Origin of the sequence: Kitasatospora setae KM-6054, assembly GCF_000269985.1 — a bacterium.
Taxonomy (GTDB): Bacteria; Actinomycetota; Actinomycetes; order Streptomycetales; family Streptomycetaceae; genus Kitasatospora; species Kitasatospora setae.
In genome coordinates, this window is the sequence record NC_016109.1 from 2,530,125 (window position 1) to 2,545,828 (window position 15,704).

Genomic DNA, 15,704 nt, shown 5'->3' on the forward strand with positions numbered 1-15,704 from the left:
TTCGGCCTGGTCTGGCCCACCTGGTCTGGTCTGGTCCACCTGGCCGGGCTGCCCGTCCGGCCTGCGCGTTCATTCTGGCACCGGCCGGTCGGGCCGGTCGTGGTCCCCCGGGGCGAGCGCCGGGCGGCCCGGCTGGGAGCACGCTCCCAGGGCGGGGGCGGGACGGGCGGACCGGGAGCACGCTCCCAGCCGGGGGCGGGGGCGGGAGCGCGGGCCCCGGTGCGGATCGTCCGCCGCCACGACGCCCGGGCCGGGGTCCGGCTGATGGGCTTGGGGCAGGCCGGGAGGACCCGTGCCGACGACCGACGGACCAGCCCAGGGGGCACCCACCGTGATCCGCGCACTGACCGCAGCAGCCACCAGACACGCCTGGAAGGTGATCGCCGTGTGGGCGGTGCTGGGCGTGGCGCTGACCGGGCTGAGCCCGCTGCTGTTCGCCAAGGCCACCCAGGCCGGGACGGCGGACTTCCTGCCGCGCGGCTACGACTCGGCCGCCGCGCTGCGGACCGCCGAGGACCACTTCGGGCTCCGGCCCGACGCCACCACCGTCACGGTGCTGGTCGCCCGGGCCGACGGCGCGCCGCTCACCGCCGAGGACGAGCGGCGGATCGGCGCCGAGGCGGCGGCGCTCGGCGGGCGGCGGGTCGAGATGCCGCGGGCGAAGGACGAGCCGTCCTTCCTGCTGCCCGACCGCTCGCAGACCCCGAAGGTCGCGCCGGTGACCACCGCGCCCGACCGGAGCTTCGAACTGCTCGGCGTCGAGCTGACCGGCGGCGTCGGCGACCCGGGCGTGCAGGACGTCTACCGGGCCTTCCGCGACTCGGCCCGCGAGCGGTTCGCCGAGGCCGGGCTGCGCACCGGGTTCACCGGCTCGCTGGCCGAGGCCGTCGACACCACGGACGACACCAAGACCATGGCGGTCGTCGGCAACGCCCTGGTGATGGGGCTGATCGTGCTGGTCAACGTGCTGGTGTTCCGCAGTGTGGCGGCGGCCCTGCTGCCGCTGCTGGCGGTCGCCCTGATCGGCGGGGTGGCCGGCGGCGCGGTCGGCGGGACGGCCGCGCTGACCGGGCTGCGGCTGGACGCCAACACGCCCGGCCTGATCTCGGTCGTGCTGCTCGGCATCGGCGTCGACTACCTGCTGTTCCTGCTGTTCCGGTTCCGCGAGCACCTGCGGGCCAACCCCGGCCAGCCCGCCCGGCGGGCCGCCGCCGAGGTGTCGGCCCGGGTCGGGACGGCGATCACCTCGGCCGCGCTGACCATCGTCGCGGCGTTCGCCAGCCTGGGCGTGGCGACCTTCGGCCAGTTCCGCTCGCTCGGCCCGGCGATCGCCGTCGCGGTGCTGGTGATGCTGCTGGGCAGCCTGACCCTGATGCCGGCGCTGCTCGCGGTCTGCGGACGCGGCATGTTCTGGCCCTCGCGCGCGCTGCGCCGGCAGCCCCCGGCCGGGGCGGCGGCCCGCTGGGGCGCGCTGGTGGCGCGGCGGCCGGGCGCGGTGCTGGCGGTGTCCGCGGCGCTGCTCGGCGTGCTGGCCGCGGGCATCGCGGGCATCCGGATGGACTACGGGATGGGCGGCGCGAGCACCACGCCGGCCGCCGCGACCGCCGCGGAGATCTCCCGGGCGCTGCCCGCGGGCGTGTCCGACCCGACCACGGTGTACGTCACGGCGCGCGACGGCGGGACGGTCGACGCCGGGCGGGTGGACGGGCTGGCGAAGGCGCTGGGCCAGGTCCCGGGCGTCGGCCAGGTCGCCCCGGCGGTGGCGAGCGGGGACGGCCGGGCCGTCCGGATCGACCTGTACCCGACCGCCGACCCGCAGAGCCGGCAGGCCCGCGACCTGGTCTCCGGCCCGCTGCGCGCCGCCGCCGCGGCGCACGCCCCGGCCGGCACCGAGGCGCACGTCGGCGGGACGGCGGCCGTCTTCGCGGACGTCTCCGCCGCCGTCGACCACGACCTGAAGGTGGTGTTCCCGGTCGCGGCCGCGCTGATCGCGCTGATCCTGGTGCTGCTGCTGCGCAGCCTGCTCGCCCCGGCGGTGCTGCTGCTCGCCGTCGGCGCCGGCTTCGCCGCCACCCTCGGTGCGGCCACCCTGGTCTTCCAGCACCTGCTGGACGAGCCCGGCATCAACTTCGCGCTGCCGCTGGTGCTGTTCCTGTTCGTGGTGGCGCTCGGCACCGACTACAACATCCTGATCACCGACCGGATCCGCGAGGAGATGCGCCGCCCCGGCCCGGCCCGCGCCGCCGTGGCCCGCGCCGTCCGGCACACCGCCCCCGCCGTCGCCACCGCCGGCGTGGTGCTGGCCGCCTCCTTCGCCTCGCTGGCGACCGTCCCCGGCAACCAGCAGAACGCGTTCGCCCTGACCCTGGGCATCCTGCTCTCCGCCGTCGTCCTCTCGCTGGCCGTCGTCCCCGCGCTGGCCGCCCTGCTCGGCCGCGCCCTGTGGTGGCCGCTCCGCCGGGAGCCGGAGCCGGACCCGGAGCCGGTGCCCGCGGCGGCGGCGGCCGCACCGGCACCGGAGGCGCTGCCCTGGCAGCAGGTCAGGTAGCCGCGCCGAAGGCCCGGTCCGCGCGTGGCGCGGGCCGGGCCTTCGGGGTGTGCGGGGTCAGTCGTGGAGGGCGGCGAGGAGCGGTTCGGCTTCGGTGGTGAGGTCGGGGTCGTCGGCGAGGGCGAGCAGGAGGTCGGCTTCGGCGGCGGCGGGGCGGTCGAGGTGGAGCAGGGAGCGGGCGCGCTGGAGGCGGGCGGCGGGGTCCTCGGTCTCGGTGATGACGGCGTCGAGGAGGGCGACGGCGTCGGGGTGGCGGTCGCCGTCGTGGTAGGCGACGGCGAGGTTGAAGCGCATGCCGGGGTCGTCGTCGAGGGCGACGGCGTGTTCCAGGTCGGCGGTGGCGGCGGCCAGGTCGCCCGCGCCGTAGGCGAGTTCGCCGCGCAGGGCCCAGGCGGGGGCGCAGCCGGGGTCGGCGGTGAGGGCGGCGGTGCAGGCGGCGGCGGCCTGGTCGGTGTCGCCTTCGGCGGCGAGCAACTGGGCTTTGAGGGTGAGGAGTTGCGGGTGGGTGGGGTCGGTGGCGAGGCCGGCTTCGACTTCGGCGCGGGCGGCGTCGGGGTCGTCGAGTTCGGCGAGCAGGCTGGCCCGGTTGAGGCGGGCGTCGACGAAGTCGGGGTCGAGGGTGAGGACGTAGCCGAAGTCGTCGGCGGCGCCCTTGGTGTCGCCGAGTTCGGCGCGGACGTCGGCCCGGTTGTAGTACGCCTCGGGGAACGGCGGGGAGAGCCGGACGGCGGCCTCGAAGTCGGCGAGCGCCTCCTGGAGGCGGCCGGTGCGGCGCAGCACGATGCCCCGGTCGAAGTGGTACTCGGCGTAGTTGGGGTCGACGGCGATGACGGCGGTGTAGTCGGCGACGGCGTCCTCGTGGCGGCCGAGGCCGGCGTGCACCTGGGCCCGGTTGTAGACCAGGACGGAGCGGTGCAGGGCGTGGTCGCCGGGTTCGAGGACCTCGTCGAGGGCGGCGATGCAGGTGTCGAGGAGGGCGAGGGCGGCTTCCGGGCGGCCTTCGCGGACCTCGATCAGGGCGAGGCCGTTGCGGTTGAACGCGGTGCGGAAGGCCCGTTCCTTCGGTTCGGGGTGCTGGCCGGCGAGGGCGATCGCGGTGTTGATCCAGCCGCGGGCGAGCTGGTAGTCGCGCTGTTCGCCGGCCAGGAAGCGGGTGTAGAGCATCGCGGTGCCGTACGCGCACTGCAGGTGGATGTCGGGGTCGGCGCTGAGGGCGCGGGCCCGCTCGTAGTACGGCAGGATCTCGTCGCTGTGTTCCAGGGCGGCCAGCGCGGTGGTGGGTTTGGCGATGAAGGTCCACCAGTGCCCGGGGTGGGTGGCGTGGTCGACCAGGGCGGCGCCGCGCCGCCCGTAGTCCAGGACGGCGTGGTAGAAGCCGAGGTCGCAGCAGTGGTTGGCGGCCTCGCGGAGCAGGTCGGCGCCGGCGCCGGACGGGTCGCTGCCCTGTTCGGCGTGCCAGAGCTGGGCGCCGAGGCGGAGCGAGGGCTCGGCGAGGGCTTCGAGTTCGGCGCGGCGGGCGTCGTGCAGGGCGCGGCGTTCGGCGTCCGGGAGCCCGGCGTGCGCGCGGGCGGCGCGCGGGTCGTCGGTGGTGCCGTCCTCGCGGACGTAGCGGGCGGCGAGTTCGGCGTCGGTCTCGGCGTGGGTCTCGGTGGCCGGTTCGGGGGCGGTTCCGGCGGCGTCGGTGCGGGCGCAGTGCGCGGCGAGGGCGCGAGCGAGCGGGGCGGCGGGGCTGCTCGCGGTGTCGAGCGGGCCGTCGTCGGCGCCGACGACGACGGTGAGCAGGGCCGGGTCCATCCGGCGGAGCAGGACGGCGAGGAACTCGCCGTCGGTCGGGTCGGCGCGGTGGGCGTCCTCGACGACCAGGGTGCGCGGGCCGTCGCCGAGGGCGCGGAGGTACTCGGTGAGGAATTCGGCGAGGCCGTGGGCGATCCGCAGGGTGCGCAGCCGGGAGTAGTAGCGGGTGCGTTCCTTGGGGACGGCGAGCGAGGTCAGGGTCTCCCGGGTGGCGGGCACCACGCCGTGCAACTCGGGTGTGGTGGTGAGGAGTTCGACGTCGTGCCGGCGGACGGCGTCGGGGCAGCGCTCCAGCGCGTCCGGCACCAGGGCGCGCAGCAGGGTGCCGACCGCGGTGTACGGGCCGCGCAGGCGCCGGTCCGCGCTGACGGTGGCCAGGCCGGGGGGCAGCGTCAGCCCGGCGCGGGCCTCGGCGCGGGCGGCGCGGTGCGGTGCCCGCACCCAGTGGTGGCGGTGGTCGGCCATGGCGGTGGTGCCTTTCGTCCGGAACTGGCTGGTGGAATAACGGAGTTGGGCGCGCGCGGGCAGGGCGAACGGCGGCCCGGCGGGCGTGCGGGAGCGGGCGTGCGGGAGCGGGCGTACGGGAGCGGCGCGTCAGGCGGGGACGGCGGCGGTGGCGGGGGTGGCCGCGCGGCGGCGGTGCCGGTCGCGCAGCGAGAGGTAGGCGACGGTGCCGAGTTGCAGGAGGGTCAGCCCGAGGAAGACCGCGGAGTCGAGGAACTCGCCGCCCGCGCCCCGGCCGCCGAGGCGGGCCACGGTGTCGGTGACGATGCGGGACATGGCCGGGAGGACGCCGGCCGCGAAGACGGCGAGCGAGAACGCGTAGCCGCCGACGATCAGCCAGGCGTACCAGCGGGCGGCCCGGCGGTCGGCCGGGTACCAGGCGGACTCGTCCAGCAGCGGGCGGCCGAGCCGGCGGCGGACCGTGTTGCGCAGCACGCCCTGGGCGGTGGCGTGCAGGTCGTGGCAGCCGAGGACGGTGCCGAGCAGCACGTACAGGTCGGTGCGCAGGTGCAGGAACGCCTGCCAGGCCAGCCGGAGCAGGGTGGCGTAGCCGAGGGCGAGGCAGAGCCGGCCCGGTCCGCTGAGGGTGCCGTCGGCGTGGCGGGTGACGGCGGCGGCCAGGGTGAGGGCGGCGGTCAGCACGGTGTCGGCGAGCATCCCGGCCAGGATCGGCAGGTAGCGGCGGCGGCGCGGGACGGCGACCAGGCCGTCCAGCGAGGTCTCCAGCACGATGAAGATCAGGCGGTGGCTGATCCGCAGCCGGGTCGGCAGGCCGAGCCGGCGCCCGGCGAGGGCGTGGAAGCCCTCGTGCACCAGGATCAGCGGGAACTGGCCGACGAACAGCACCAGGGAGACCACGGTGAAGTACGGGGTGAAGAAGATGTTGGTGGGGCGCGGCGCGAGGTCCGGGGTGCGGACGGTCGCGACCACCGCGAGCGCGATCACCAGCAGGTAGCCGGCCCAGGCGAGCGGGGCGAAGGCGGCCCGGCCGAGCCGCTGCCAGCGCACCGGCGGCGCGGCCGGCTCCGGCGCGGCGGCGGCCTCGTCCGCCCGGACGGCGCGGACGAAGCCGAGCTCGTCCAGCCCCGCGACCAGGTCCGCGACGTCGACGCCCTCGCCGTGCTCGCGCTCGTACGCCTCGGCGGCCTGGCGCGGGGTCAGCCCGTCGGCCAGCCAGCGGACCAACTGGGCGCCGTCGGGCGGGAACACCGCGTACGAGTCGGTCTCGACCCGGCCGACGGTGACCTCGTCCCCCTCCTCCAGGTAGACCAGGGGGTGGAGCGCGACGGGGCGGTCCGGGTCGACGCCGGGGGTGGCGGTGTCCACGGCGCCGGCGGCGTCGCCCGTGGTGTCGGCGGCCGGGTCGGCGTCGGCGGTGCTGGTGGCCGGACCGGCGGCGGACGAGGGGTGCATCTGTCATCCTCCCAGGTGGAAGCGGGGACGGGGCCGGCCGCTGTTCGCGCGGCCGGCCCCGTGACTACCAGGCGGTCAGACCTCAGGCAGCGGAACAGTTGCAGTTGTACATGGTCTGGGCCGAGCTGGTGAGACGGACGGAACCGGCCTTGCGGATAACGATCTTCTTCATGATCTCTCCCTCCATGGACACTGACGGGAAATCCGGCGGATTCCCCCACCGGGGGCCGGAGAATTTTCTCCGGGGCCCTTGCGGCGGTCCCATCATGAATTGCGTGTTACAGCCGTGTCAACAGGGTGCAATTGCGCATTCCGCTTTGTCACAAACGGCCCGGATGAGCTGCCGACATGCCTCTGACCTGGGGAAATGTCGAGTCTTCCGAAAAATGGCAGCACAAATCGCCCTCGCGGCGACCAGCGGTGTGTGGGGCGGTCGAATGCACGCCATAACATCACCGTAAAGAGGTCCCGGCATCGCCGGAAGCCTGTCGCGCGGCCGGGTGTCAAACATTCACCGGGGGCGCGGACCATCGAAGATTCCCACCTTGTCGAAGTGGCGTCAATACGCATTCCTGGGGATGCGCCGGGGCTTTCCGTAAGCAGAGTGGCGGAAACGGATCCGATGGATTCACGGGAATGACGGGCCGGATGTGACCGGAGTGGCCGGCGGGGCGGCCTGGTCGACCGCCGGTCCGGGGTGCGACGTTTCGCGGCGCCGGCGCGTCTATAGGGAGGGCCCGGGCAAGATCAACTGATTCGCCATCAAATGGTAATGTTCATGGCAAATCGGGGGCGTGGGGGGCTCGCGTGCCCGACCGTTCCCGCACGCACGCACGCACCCTGGAGTCGTTTTGCCCGGACACCCGCTCCGCCACCGCCTCTACCGCCGCAGCCTGCCGCTGGCCGCCGCGGTGCTGGCCGCCTCGCTGCTCGCCGGCTCCGCGCAGGCCGACGACCCGGCGCCGGTCGACGTCGCGCTGACCGCCGACCTGGACGCCCTGCTGGCCGACTCCCGGCTGGCCAACGCGCAGACCGGCGTCGAGGTGCTGGACGCCGCGACCGGGCAGGTGCTGTACGCCCGGCAGCCGCAGGCGCTGCTCACCCCGGCGTCCACCCTGAAGACGGTGACGACCGCGGCCGCGCTCGACCTGCTCGGCCCGGACCACCGCTTCACCACCGAGGTGCGCACCCTCGGCGACCGGGCCGGCAGCGCCCTGGTGGGCGACCTGGTGCTGCGCGGCGGCGGCGACCCGACCCTGCTGGCGGCCGACCTGGACGACCTGGCCGGGCAGGTCGCCGCAGCCGGGATCAGCACCGTCACCGGACGGGTGCTGGCCGACGGCAGCCGCTACGAGACGACGCCGCTCGGGCCTGGCTGGGCCTGGGACGACGAGCCGTACTCGTACAGCCCGCAGATAGCCGGCCTGACCGTCGCCAACGACCCCGAGTACCTGATGGACACCGTGCGGGTCACGGTCACCCCGGGGGCGGCCGGCGAGGAGGCCGCGGTCACCCTGGACCCGGCGCAGGCCCCGATGTCGTTCACCGGGCGGATCACCACCGGCGCGGCCGGCAGCGGCTCGTCCGTCGGGGTGGACCGGCGGCGCGGCGCCAACGAGCTGGCGCTGTCGGGGAGCATCGCGACCGGTTCCGCGCCGGTCACCTCGTGGGTGACGGTGGAGAACCCGTCGACGTACGCGGGCCGGGTGTTCGAGGGCGCGCTGGCCCGGCACGGCGTGCGGGTGGTCCGCGGGGTGGACGCGGCGACCGGCGCGGAAGCCTCGCAGCCGCTGGTCGCGCACCAGTCGCAGCCCCTGGCCCAGCTGATCGTCCCGATGCTGAAGCTCAGCAACAACGGCATCGCCGAGCACCTGCTGAAGGAGATCGGCAAGGTCAAGGGCGGACGCGGCGACTGGGCGACCGGCGTCGCGCAGGTCCGCGGCTTCCTGAACGCGAACGGCCTGGGCACCCCGGCCGGGCGGCAGGTCGACGGCTCCGGCCTGTCCCGCTACGACCTGGTGACGCCCGCCAGGATGGCCGCGCTGCTGAAGCTCGCCCAGGACCGGCCGTGGTTCGGCGCCTGGTACGACGCGCTGCCGGTGGCGGGCAACCCGCAGCGGATGGTCGGCGGCACGCTGGCCGCCCGGATGCGCGGCACCAAGGCCGAGAACAACGTGCACGCCAAGAGCGGCTCGATGGGCGGCGTGGACAACCTGGTCGGCTACGCCACCGCCCCCGACGGCCGCCGGCTGGTCTTCGCCGTGATGGTCAACGACTTCGCGGGCACCAGCCCCCGCCCGGTCCTGGACGCGATCGCCGTCCGCCTCGCCGCCGGCCCGGCCCCGGCCCAGGCGAAGGCCCGCACCTTCGGCGCCCCGGCCGCGGACGACGGCTACCAGGGCACCCGCTGGGAGGACTGCGAGGCGGTCGCGCACTGCTGAGTGCCGTGCCCCCGCCGGACGGGCCCGGTGCGCCACCCGCGCACCGGGCCCGTCCGGCGTTCCCGACCGCGGCACAGCGGCTCGGCGGCCCGCTCAGTCGGCCAGGCCGATCCGCCGGTGCAGGCGGCGCAGCGGCGCGGGCGCCCACCAGTTGGCGGGCCCGGCCAGCCGCATCACGGCGGGCAGCAGGACGCTCCGGATCAGCAGCGCGTCGACCAGGACGGCCAGGGCCAGACCGACGCCGAGCTCCTTGAGGAAGACCACCGAGCCGGTGGCGTACACCGCGAAGCCCAGCGCGAGGATCCCGGCGGCGGCGGTGATCAGCGGGGCGCTGCGCTGGACGCCGGTGGCGACGGCGGTCTCGGTGTCGGCGCCGCGGTCGTGCTCCTCCTTGATCCGGGCGACCACGAAGACCTCGTAGTCCATCGACAGGCCGTACGCGATGCAGAACATCAGGATCGGGATGCTGGGCTCCATCGTGCCGGTGGAGGTGAAGCCGAGCGGCCCGGCCAGGTGGCCGTCCTGGAAGCCCCAGACCAGGACACCGAACATCACGGTGAGGCTGAGCAGGTTGGAGAGGGTGGCCTTGGCCGGGATCAGCAGGCTGCCGGTCATCAGGAACAGCAGGACGAAGGTCGGCACCAGCACCAGGGCGGCGACCAGCGGCAGCGCGTCCAGCAGGCCGGAGCGGAAGTCGGTCAGGTCGGCGGGGAAGCCGCCGACCAGGACGGGGTAGGGCGCGGCCTCGGCGCGGACCTTGCCGACCAGCGCGGGCATGTCCCCGGCCAGCGCGGCCTCCTCCGGGATCACCGCGAGCCGGACGGCGCCGCCGGCGCGGAAGCGCGCCGTGTCGGTGGCCTGCCCGCCGGTGGCCGGGCTGCCGGTGGCCGCTCCCCCGGCGGCCGGGCCGGCGAGGGCCTTGCCGTGGGCGTAGGAGCCGGTGAAGGTGTCGACCTGGAAGACGCCGGGCAGCGTGGAGAGGCGGGCCGCGTAGCCGGCGGTCTCCTCGGGGCCGGAACCGGAACCGGGGTCGCCGACGCCGGTCGCGACGACCTGGAGCGCGTCCGTCTCCCGGGCCGGGAAACCGTCCCTGACCTGCTGCTGGACGACCCGGCTGGTGGCGTCGGCGGGCAGCACCCGCTCGTCCGGCAGGCCGAAGCGGACGCCCAGGAACGGCGCGCCGAGGAGCAGCAGGACGGCGACCGCCAGGGTGCCGAAGGCCAGCGGGCGGGCCATCACCCGGCGGGTGAACCGGTACCAGCGGCCGTCCTCGGTCCGGGGCGGGGCGGCCGCGGCCGGGCGCAGCACCCGGTCGCCGACGGCGGCGAGCGCGGCGGGCAGCAGCACGACGGCGCCGAACACGGCGGTGGCGACCACGAAGGCGCCCGCGTAGGCGAAGGAGCGCAGGAACCCGAACGGGAAGGCGAACAGCGCGAGCAGCGAGATCGCCACCGTGACGCCGCTGAACAGCACCGTCCGGCCGGCCCGTTCGACGGTGCGGACCACGGCCGCGGGCCGGTCCAGCCCGGCGGCCCGCTCCTCCCGGAACCGGGAGATCACGAACAGGCTGTAGTCGATGCCCAGGCCCAGGCCCATCACCAGGGCCAGATTGGCGGCGAAGGTGGAGACCTCGGTGAACAGGGTGACGCCGCGCAGCAGGGCGAGCGTGGCGAACACCGAGAACAGGCCGACGCCGATCGTCAGCCCGGCCGCCGACCAGCGCCGGTAGACCAGCAGGAGCAGCAGGAGGACGGCGGGCAGCACGATCGCCTCCGCGCCCAGGAAGTCCTTCCGGGCCTGGGCGCCGACCTGCCGGAACACCTCGTCCTGGCCGCCGACCTCGACCTTGACGGTGGCGTCCTGCCGGGTGAAGCGCGGCGACAGCTCGGCCAGTTTCGCCCGGGACTCGGTGGCGGTGCCGTCCAGCCAGGCGGTCACCAGCGCCTTGGTGCGGTCAGTGGAGGCGAGCGCGGGGCTGTCGCCCTGCGCCCAGTAGGAGCTGGTGGTGCGGACGCCGGGGGCGGCGGCGAGTTCGGCGGCGAGCCGCCGGCCGGCCTCGGCGACGGCGGGGTCGTCGACGGTGCCGTGCTCGGCGGTGACCAGCAGGACCATGTTGGGGCTGCCCTGGCCGAACTCGGCGTGCAGCGCCCGCTCGGCCCGGTGGGAGGCCGATCCGGGCGCCTCGAACCGGGACAGCGACAGGGCGTTCTGGGCCCCGGCGCCCAGCGCGGCGGCGATCAGCAGCAGCAGGCTGCCGGCGATCAGCACGGCACGGCGCCGGGCGGCCAGCAGGTGGCCGAGCCGGTTCAGTCCGGGCGCGGGCCGGGGCGGCCGGGCGGTGCCGGGTTCTCGGGTGGTCGTCATGGCGGCGGTTCTCCTGGGTCGGGGTACGGGCTGGGTCGGCGGGTTCAGCGCAGCCGGTGGGCCGCCAGCCATGCGGCGAGGCTGTCGTGGACCTGGTGGGCGCCGCGGGCCATGCCCATGTAGTGGCCGGCGCCCGGGATCTCGACCAGCTGGGTGTCGGCGGCACCGGTGAACAGGGCGCGGTGCTCGGCGCCGCCCTGGACGCGGGCGTCCTTCTCGCCGTACAGGAACAGCACGGGGACCTTGATCTCCGCGAGGTGCCGCAGGTCGACCAGGACGGCGTTCAGCTGGGAGGCCATGTCGCCGCAGGGATGCCGGTTCTGGTGCGGGGCGGCGAGGGCGAGCACGGCGGGGTCGGTGTCGTGGAAGTTGCCGGCCTGGAACTCCTCGGTGCCCAGGTCGTAGTAGGCGTAGCCGCCGGGGCCGCCGGCGCCGTCGACCGGGGAGCCGCCGTGCAGGCAGGTCTGCAGCGAGGTGAAGAAGCGGGCGTTGGCCTGCGGGGTGAGGCCGAGGTCGGCCCAGTCCATCAGCACCAGGCCGTCGACGTCCTGGAAGCCGTAGGCCTCGATCTCGGAGATCTGGCCGCCGTTGGACTGCCCGGCCAGCACCACCTTGTCGAACGGGACGGCGCTCCGGCCGCCGTCCGGGCCCACCCGGTAGCCGCCGGAGCGGAGCTGCTGGACGATCTGGTGGGCGATGTCGGCCTGGCCGCCGATGCAGCTCTCGAAGCCGTCGGGCTTGTCGCTGGCGCCGTAGCCGAGCCGGTCGATGGTGAGCGAGGCGTCGCCCTTGCGGGCCATCTCCTCGGTGTGGTGGTAGCCGGGCGCGTCCAGTCGCCAGTACCACTCGCCGGCCGCGATGCCGTGCTCGTAGAAGGTGACGGCGCGCGGCCCGGCGCCGTCGGCGAGCAGCGCGGCGGGGGCGGTGAGGTGGCCGCTGACCTGGTAGGTGCGGCCGTCGACGGGGCAGGCGGCCGGGGTCCGGTCGATGTTCTGGACGGTGAAGCTGACCGGGACGTCGACGATGCCCTCGGCGGCCAGCCGGGCCCGGGTGTCGGCGGCGGCCCGTTCGGCGTCGGCGGCGGGCAGCGCGGCCGGGGCCCCGGCGGTGGCGGCGGTGGCGGCGGCCGGGGCGCCGGTGTCGCGGACCGCGACGGCGGCCGCGGCGGGTGACAGCGCGAGCAGCGCGGCCACGGTGGTCCACAGGGTGGCTTTCCTGGAGCGGGGCACGACGGCGGCCCTTTCTTCGGTCCTTGCGGTGTCGGTGGTGGTCATGCCGGGAGCCGTCCCTGGTCGCGGTACCAGCGGGCCTCGTCCGCCAGGGTCTCGGCGAGCGGCCGGAAGGCGGTGCCGAGCTCCTGCCGGGCCCGGGCGGAGGAGATCCGGGTGCGGGCGCCGTCGAGCAGCACCCGGACGCCCTCCCGGGTGGCGACCGGGGGCCGGCCGCGCAGCCGGGCGCCCTGTTCGAGGACGGTGGCGAAGGCGAGCGCGGCGGCGGCCGGGATCTCCCGGGGGGCGGGCCGGCCGGTGGCGGCGGCGATGCCGCCGACCAGGTCGTGCAGGCCGTACCAGGAGCCGGCCACCGCGTAGCGGCGCAGGCCGCGGCCGCGGGTGAGCGCGGCGACGCAGGTGTCGGCGACGTCGCGGGCGTCGACCACGTGGTTGCCGGAGCGCGGGACGGCCCGCAGTTCGCCCCGGGCGACGGACAGGAACAGCCGTCCCGCCGAGGTGGGCCCGTCGTCGCCCGGCCCCCACATCCAGCCGGGCAGCACCAGCGGGACGGTCAGCCCTTCGCGGTCGCCGAACTCGGCGACGGCCCGCTCGGCGCGGACCTTGCTGGCGCGGTACCCGTTGCGCTCCCAGTGCGCGGGCGGCGGGGTGTCCTCGTCGGCCGGCGCCTCGGGGGTGCCGGGGCCGATCGTGGTGATCGAGCTGGTGTGGACGACGGTGGGCACGCCCGCGTCCACGGCTTCGCGCAGCAGCGCGGTGACCGACTCGACGTTGACGGCGTGCATCCGGCCGTGGTCGGCGCCGGGCTGGTAGTACTCGCGGAAGTACGCGGCGGTGTGCACGACGGCGTCGGCGCCGCGCAGGGCGTGGCGGTAGGCGGCCGGGTCGGTGATGTCGGCGGTCGCGACGGTGATCCGGGTGTCGGCCGGGAGCAGCCGGGCAGCCTTCTCCGGGTCGCGGACCAGCGCGGTCACCTGGTGGCCCGCGGCGAGCAGGGCGCGGACCACGGCGCCGCCGAGCAGGCCGGTGGCGCCGGTGACCACCACCCGGTCGGGTGCGGGGCGGACGTCGTTCATCGGGTCTCCTTCCCCGCGGCGGCGGGTGTGGCGGCGGGCGCGGGCTCGGCGGGCGCGGGGTCTGCGGCGGGCGCGGGCCCGGCGGGCGCCGGGCGGGCCTCCTCGCGCAGGCCGAAGCGCTCCTGGAAGCGCCGCAGCGGGGCGGGCGCCCACCAGGTGGCGCGGCCGCCGAGCGCCATCACGGCGGGAACGAGGACGCAGCGCACCACGGTGGCGTCGACCAGGACGGCGAGCGCGACGCCGAGGCCGAGCATCTTGGTGTTGGTGATCCGGGAGGTCCCGATCGCGATCAGCACCACCGAGAGGATCACCGCCGCGGCGGTGATCAGTCCGCCGGTGTGCCGGATGCCGGCGGCGACGGCCCCGTGCGGGTCGGCGCCGCGGTCGCGCTCCTCCTTGACCCGGGCGAGCAGGAACACCCCGTAGTCCATGGAGAGGCCGAAGGCGACGCAGAACATCAGCACCGGCAGGGTGGTCTCGACGCTGCCGGTCGGGGTGAAGCCGAGCACCCCGGACAGGTGGCCCTCCTGGAAGACCCAGACCACCACGCCGAACATCGCGGTGAGGCTGAGCGCGTTCAGCAGCACGGCCTGCAGCGGGATCAGCAGACTGCCGGTGAGCAGGAACACCAGCACCAGGGTGGCGACGGCGATCAGCGCCCCGGCGGGCAGCAGCCGCACGGCGATGGCGTGCTTGGCGTCGACCAGGCCGGCGGCCTGGCCGCCGACCGCCGGCCGCAGCGCGGGGAAGCCCTGCCCGGCCCGGCGGATCTCGCCGACCAGGTCCTGGTTGGCCTGGGAGACGTCGCCGCGCCGGTCGGCGGGGGTCACCGTCAGGTGGCCGTACCCGTCGGCGGTGCGGACGCTGTCGGCGGGCCCGGCGGCGCCGGCCGGGGCGCCGGCCCGGTAGGGGCCGAGCGGGGTGGCGACCTCGGTGACGCCCGGCAGCGCGGAGAGCTTCGCCGCGTAGTCGGCGAGCGCGGCCCGGTCGGGCCCGGTGACGGTGCCGGTGGCGGTGGCGGTGACGCGGACGATCACGTCGACGGCGCCGGTGGCGCCGGCCGTGAACTCGTCCCGGACGGCTTGCTGGACGACCCGGGCCTCGGTCCCGGCCGGCAGCTGCCGGTCGTCGGCGGCGGCGAACTGGACCCGCAGGAACGGGGCGCCGGCAGCCAGCAGCAGGGCGGTGACGGCGAGCGCGAACAGCGGGGCGCGGCGCATCACCGCGGTCGCGACCCGGTACCAACCGGCGCCGGGCCCGCCGTCGGGGGCGGCCGGGCGGCGCGGGCGGCGGGGCAGCGGGATGCGCAGCGAGTCGATCCGGTGGCCGAGCAGGGTGAGCAGCGCGGGCAGCACGATCAGCGCGGCCGCGGCGGCGATCAGCACCACGCTGATGCCCGCGTAGGCGAAGGAGCGCAGGAAGTACAGCGGGAAGACCAGCATCGCGGAGAGCGAGACGGCGACGGTCAGCGCGGAGAACAGCACCGCCCGGCCGGCGGTCCGCAGGGTGGTGGCGACCGCCTCGCGGACCTCCGAGCCGCGGTCGCGCTCCTCGCGGAAGCGGCGGACCACGAGCAGCGCGTAGTCGATGGCCAGGCCGAGGCCGAGCGCGGTGGTGAGGTTCTGCGCGAACACCGACACCTCGGCGAAGGAGGTGATCACCCGCAGCGCCGCGTTGGTGCCGAGGATCGCGCAGATCCCGACGACCAGCGGCAGCAGGGCGGCCGTGAGGCCGCGGAACACCAGCACCAGGATGAGCAGGGTGACGGGCAGCGCGATCAGTTCGGCGCGGGCCAGGTCCTCGGCGATGGTGCCCTGCATCTGCTCGCGGACGGCGACCGTGCCGCCGAGCCTGACGTCCAGCTCGGGCAGGTCCGCGGGGCTGCCCCGGTAGTGCGGGGCGATCCGGTCGAAGACGGCCCGGGCGCGGTCCTCGCCGCCCTCGATCCGGGCGACGATCAGCGCCTTGCCGTGGTCGGCGGAGCGCAGTTCGACGGCGCCGGTCTGCCAGTAGGAGCCGACGCCGGCGATGCCGGGTTCGAAGGCCAGCCGTTCGCCGAGCCGGGCGCCGGCCCGGGCGGTGGCGGGGCGGTCGACGCTGCCGCCGTCCTTGGCGGTGACCTCCAGGACCAGGTTGGGCGAGCCGCCGGGGAAGGACTGTTCGAGCAGGGTCGCGGCGTGCGCCGACTCGGAGGACGGGTCGGTGGTGCCGCCGCTGTGCAGGCGGTCGGTGACCCCGGCCCCGACGACCAGCGCGTTGATCAGGAAGACCAGCGCGAACAGCAGGACGGTGCGGGGCCGGAGGGTGACCGTCCGGCTCAGTCGGTGGAGCATCG

The 15,704-nt window shown here is 75.8% G+C and carries 8 protein-coding genes; 2 read left to right on the forward strand and 6 right to left on the reverse strand.

What is annotated here, in order from left to right; all coding sequences use genetic code 11:
• Window positions 1-331: 331 nt before the first annotated feature.
• Window positions 332-2,548, forward strand: a complete 2,217-nt coding sequence (locus KSE_RS11230) for an MMPL family transporter (RefSeq protein WP_014135423.1) — start codon at window positions 332-334, stop codon at window positions 2,546-2,548.
• A gap of 57 nt (window positions 2,549-2,605) precedes the next feature.
• Here the strand turns inward: KSE_RS11230 and KSE_RS11235 are convergent, their stop codons facing one another.
• Both KSE_RS11235 and KSE_RS11240 read right to left on the reverse strand, forming a co-directional pair.
• A complete protein-coding gene (locus KSE_RS11235) occupies window positions 2,606-4,807 on the reverse strand; it encodes a tetratricopeptide repeat protein (protein ID WP_014135424.1) in 2,202 nt (733 codons plus the stop codon).
• Window positions 4,808-4,936: 129 nt separating this feature from the next.
• Window positions 4,937-6,259 (reverse strand): hypothetical protein, encoded by a 1,323-nt coding sequence (locus KSE_RS11240; protein WP_014135425.1) that lies wholly within the window; start codon window positions 6,257-6,259, stop codon window positions 4,937-4,939.
• 851 nt (window positions 6,260-7,110) lie between these two features.
• Here KSE_RS11240 and dacB point away from each other — a divergent pair.
• Window positions 7,111-8,700, forward strand: a complete 1,590-nt coding sequence (gene dacB / locus KSE_RS11245) for a D-alanyl-D-alanine carboxypeptidase/D-alanyl-D-alanine endopeptidase (RefSeq protein WP_014135426.1) — start codon at window positions 7,111-7,113, stop codon at window positions 8,698-8,700.
• Between the two features lie 93 nt (window positions 8,701-8,793).
• Here the strand turns inward: dacB and KSE_RS11250 are convergent, their stop codons facing one another.
• The 4 genes from KSE_RS11250 to KSE_RS11265 are packed head-to-tail and all read right to left on the reverse strand — an operon-like array spanning window position 8,794 to window position 15,702.
• On the reverse strand, window positions 8,794-11,064 hold the full coding sequence (locus KSE_RS11250) for an MMPL family transporter (protein WP_014135427.1): 2,271 nt from the start codon (window positions 11,062-11,064) through the stop codon (window positions 8,794-8,796).
• 44 nt (window positions 11,065-11,108) lie between these two features.
• The gene (locus KSE_RS11255) at window positions 11,109-12,338 is read right to left on the reverse strand and encodes an alpha/beta hydrolase (RefSeq protein ID WP_051055175.1); all 1,230 of its coding nucleotides are present in this window, start codon (window positions 12,336-12,338) and stop codon (window positions 11,109-11,111) included.
• Entirely contained in the window at window positions 12,335-13,369 is a 1,035-nt protein-coding gene (locus KSE_RS11260; protein ID WP_014135429.1) for an NAD-dependent epimerase/dehydratase family protein, read from the reverse strand. The genes KSE_RS11255 and KSE_RS11260 overlap by 4 nt, the downstream gene beginning before the upstream one ends.
• A complete protein-coding gene (locus KSE_RS11265; protein ID WP_014135430.1) occupies window positions 13,366-15,702 on the reverse strand; it encodes an MMPL family transporter in 2,337 nt (778 codons plus the stop codon). Before KSE_RS11265 ends, KSE_RS11260 begins: the two co-directional genes overlap by 4 nt.
• Window positions 15,703-15,704 lie beyond the last annotated feature (2 nt).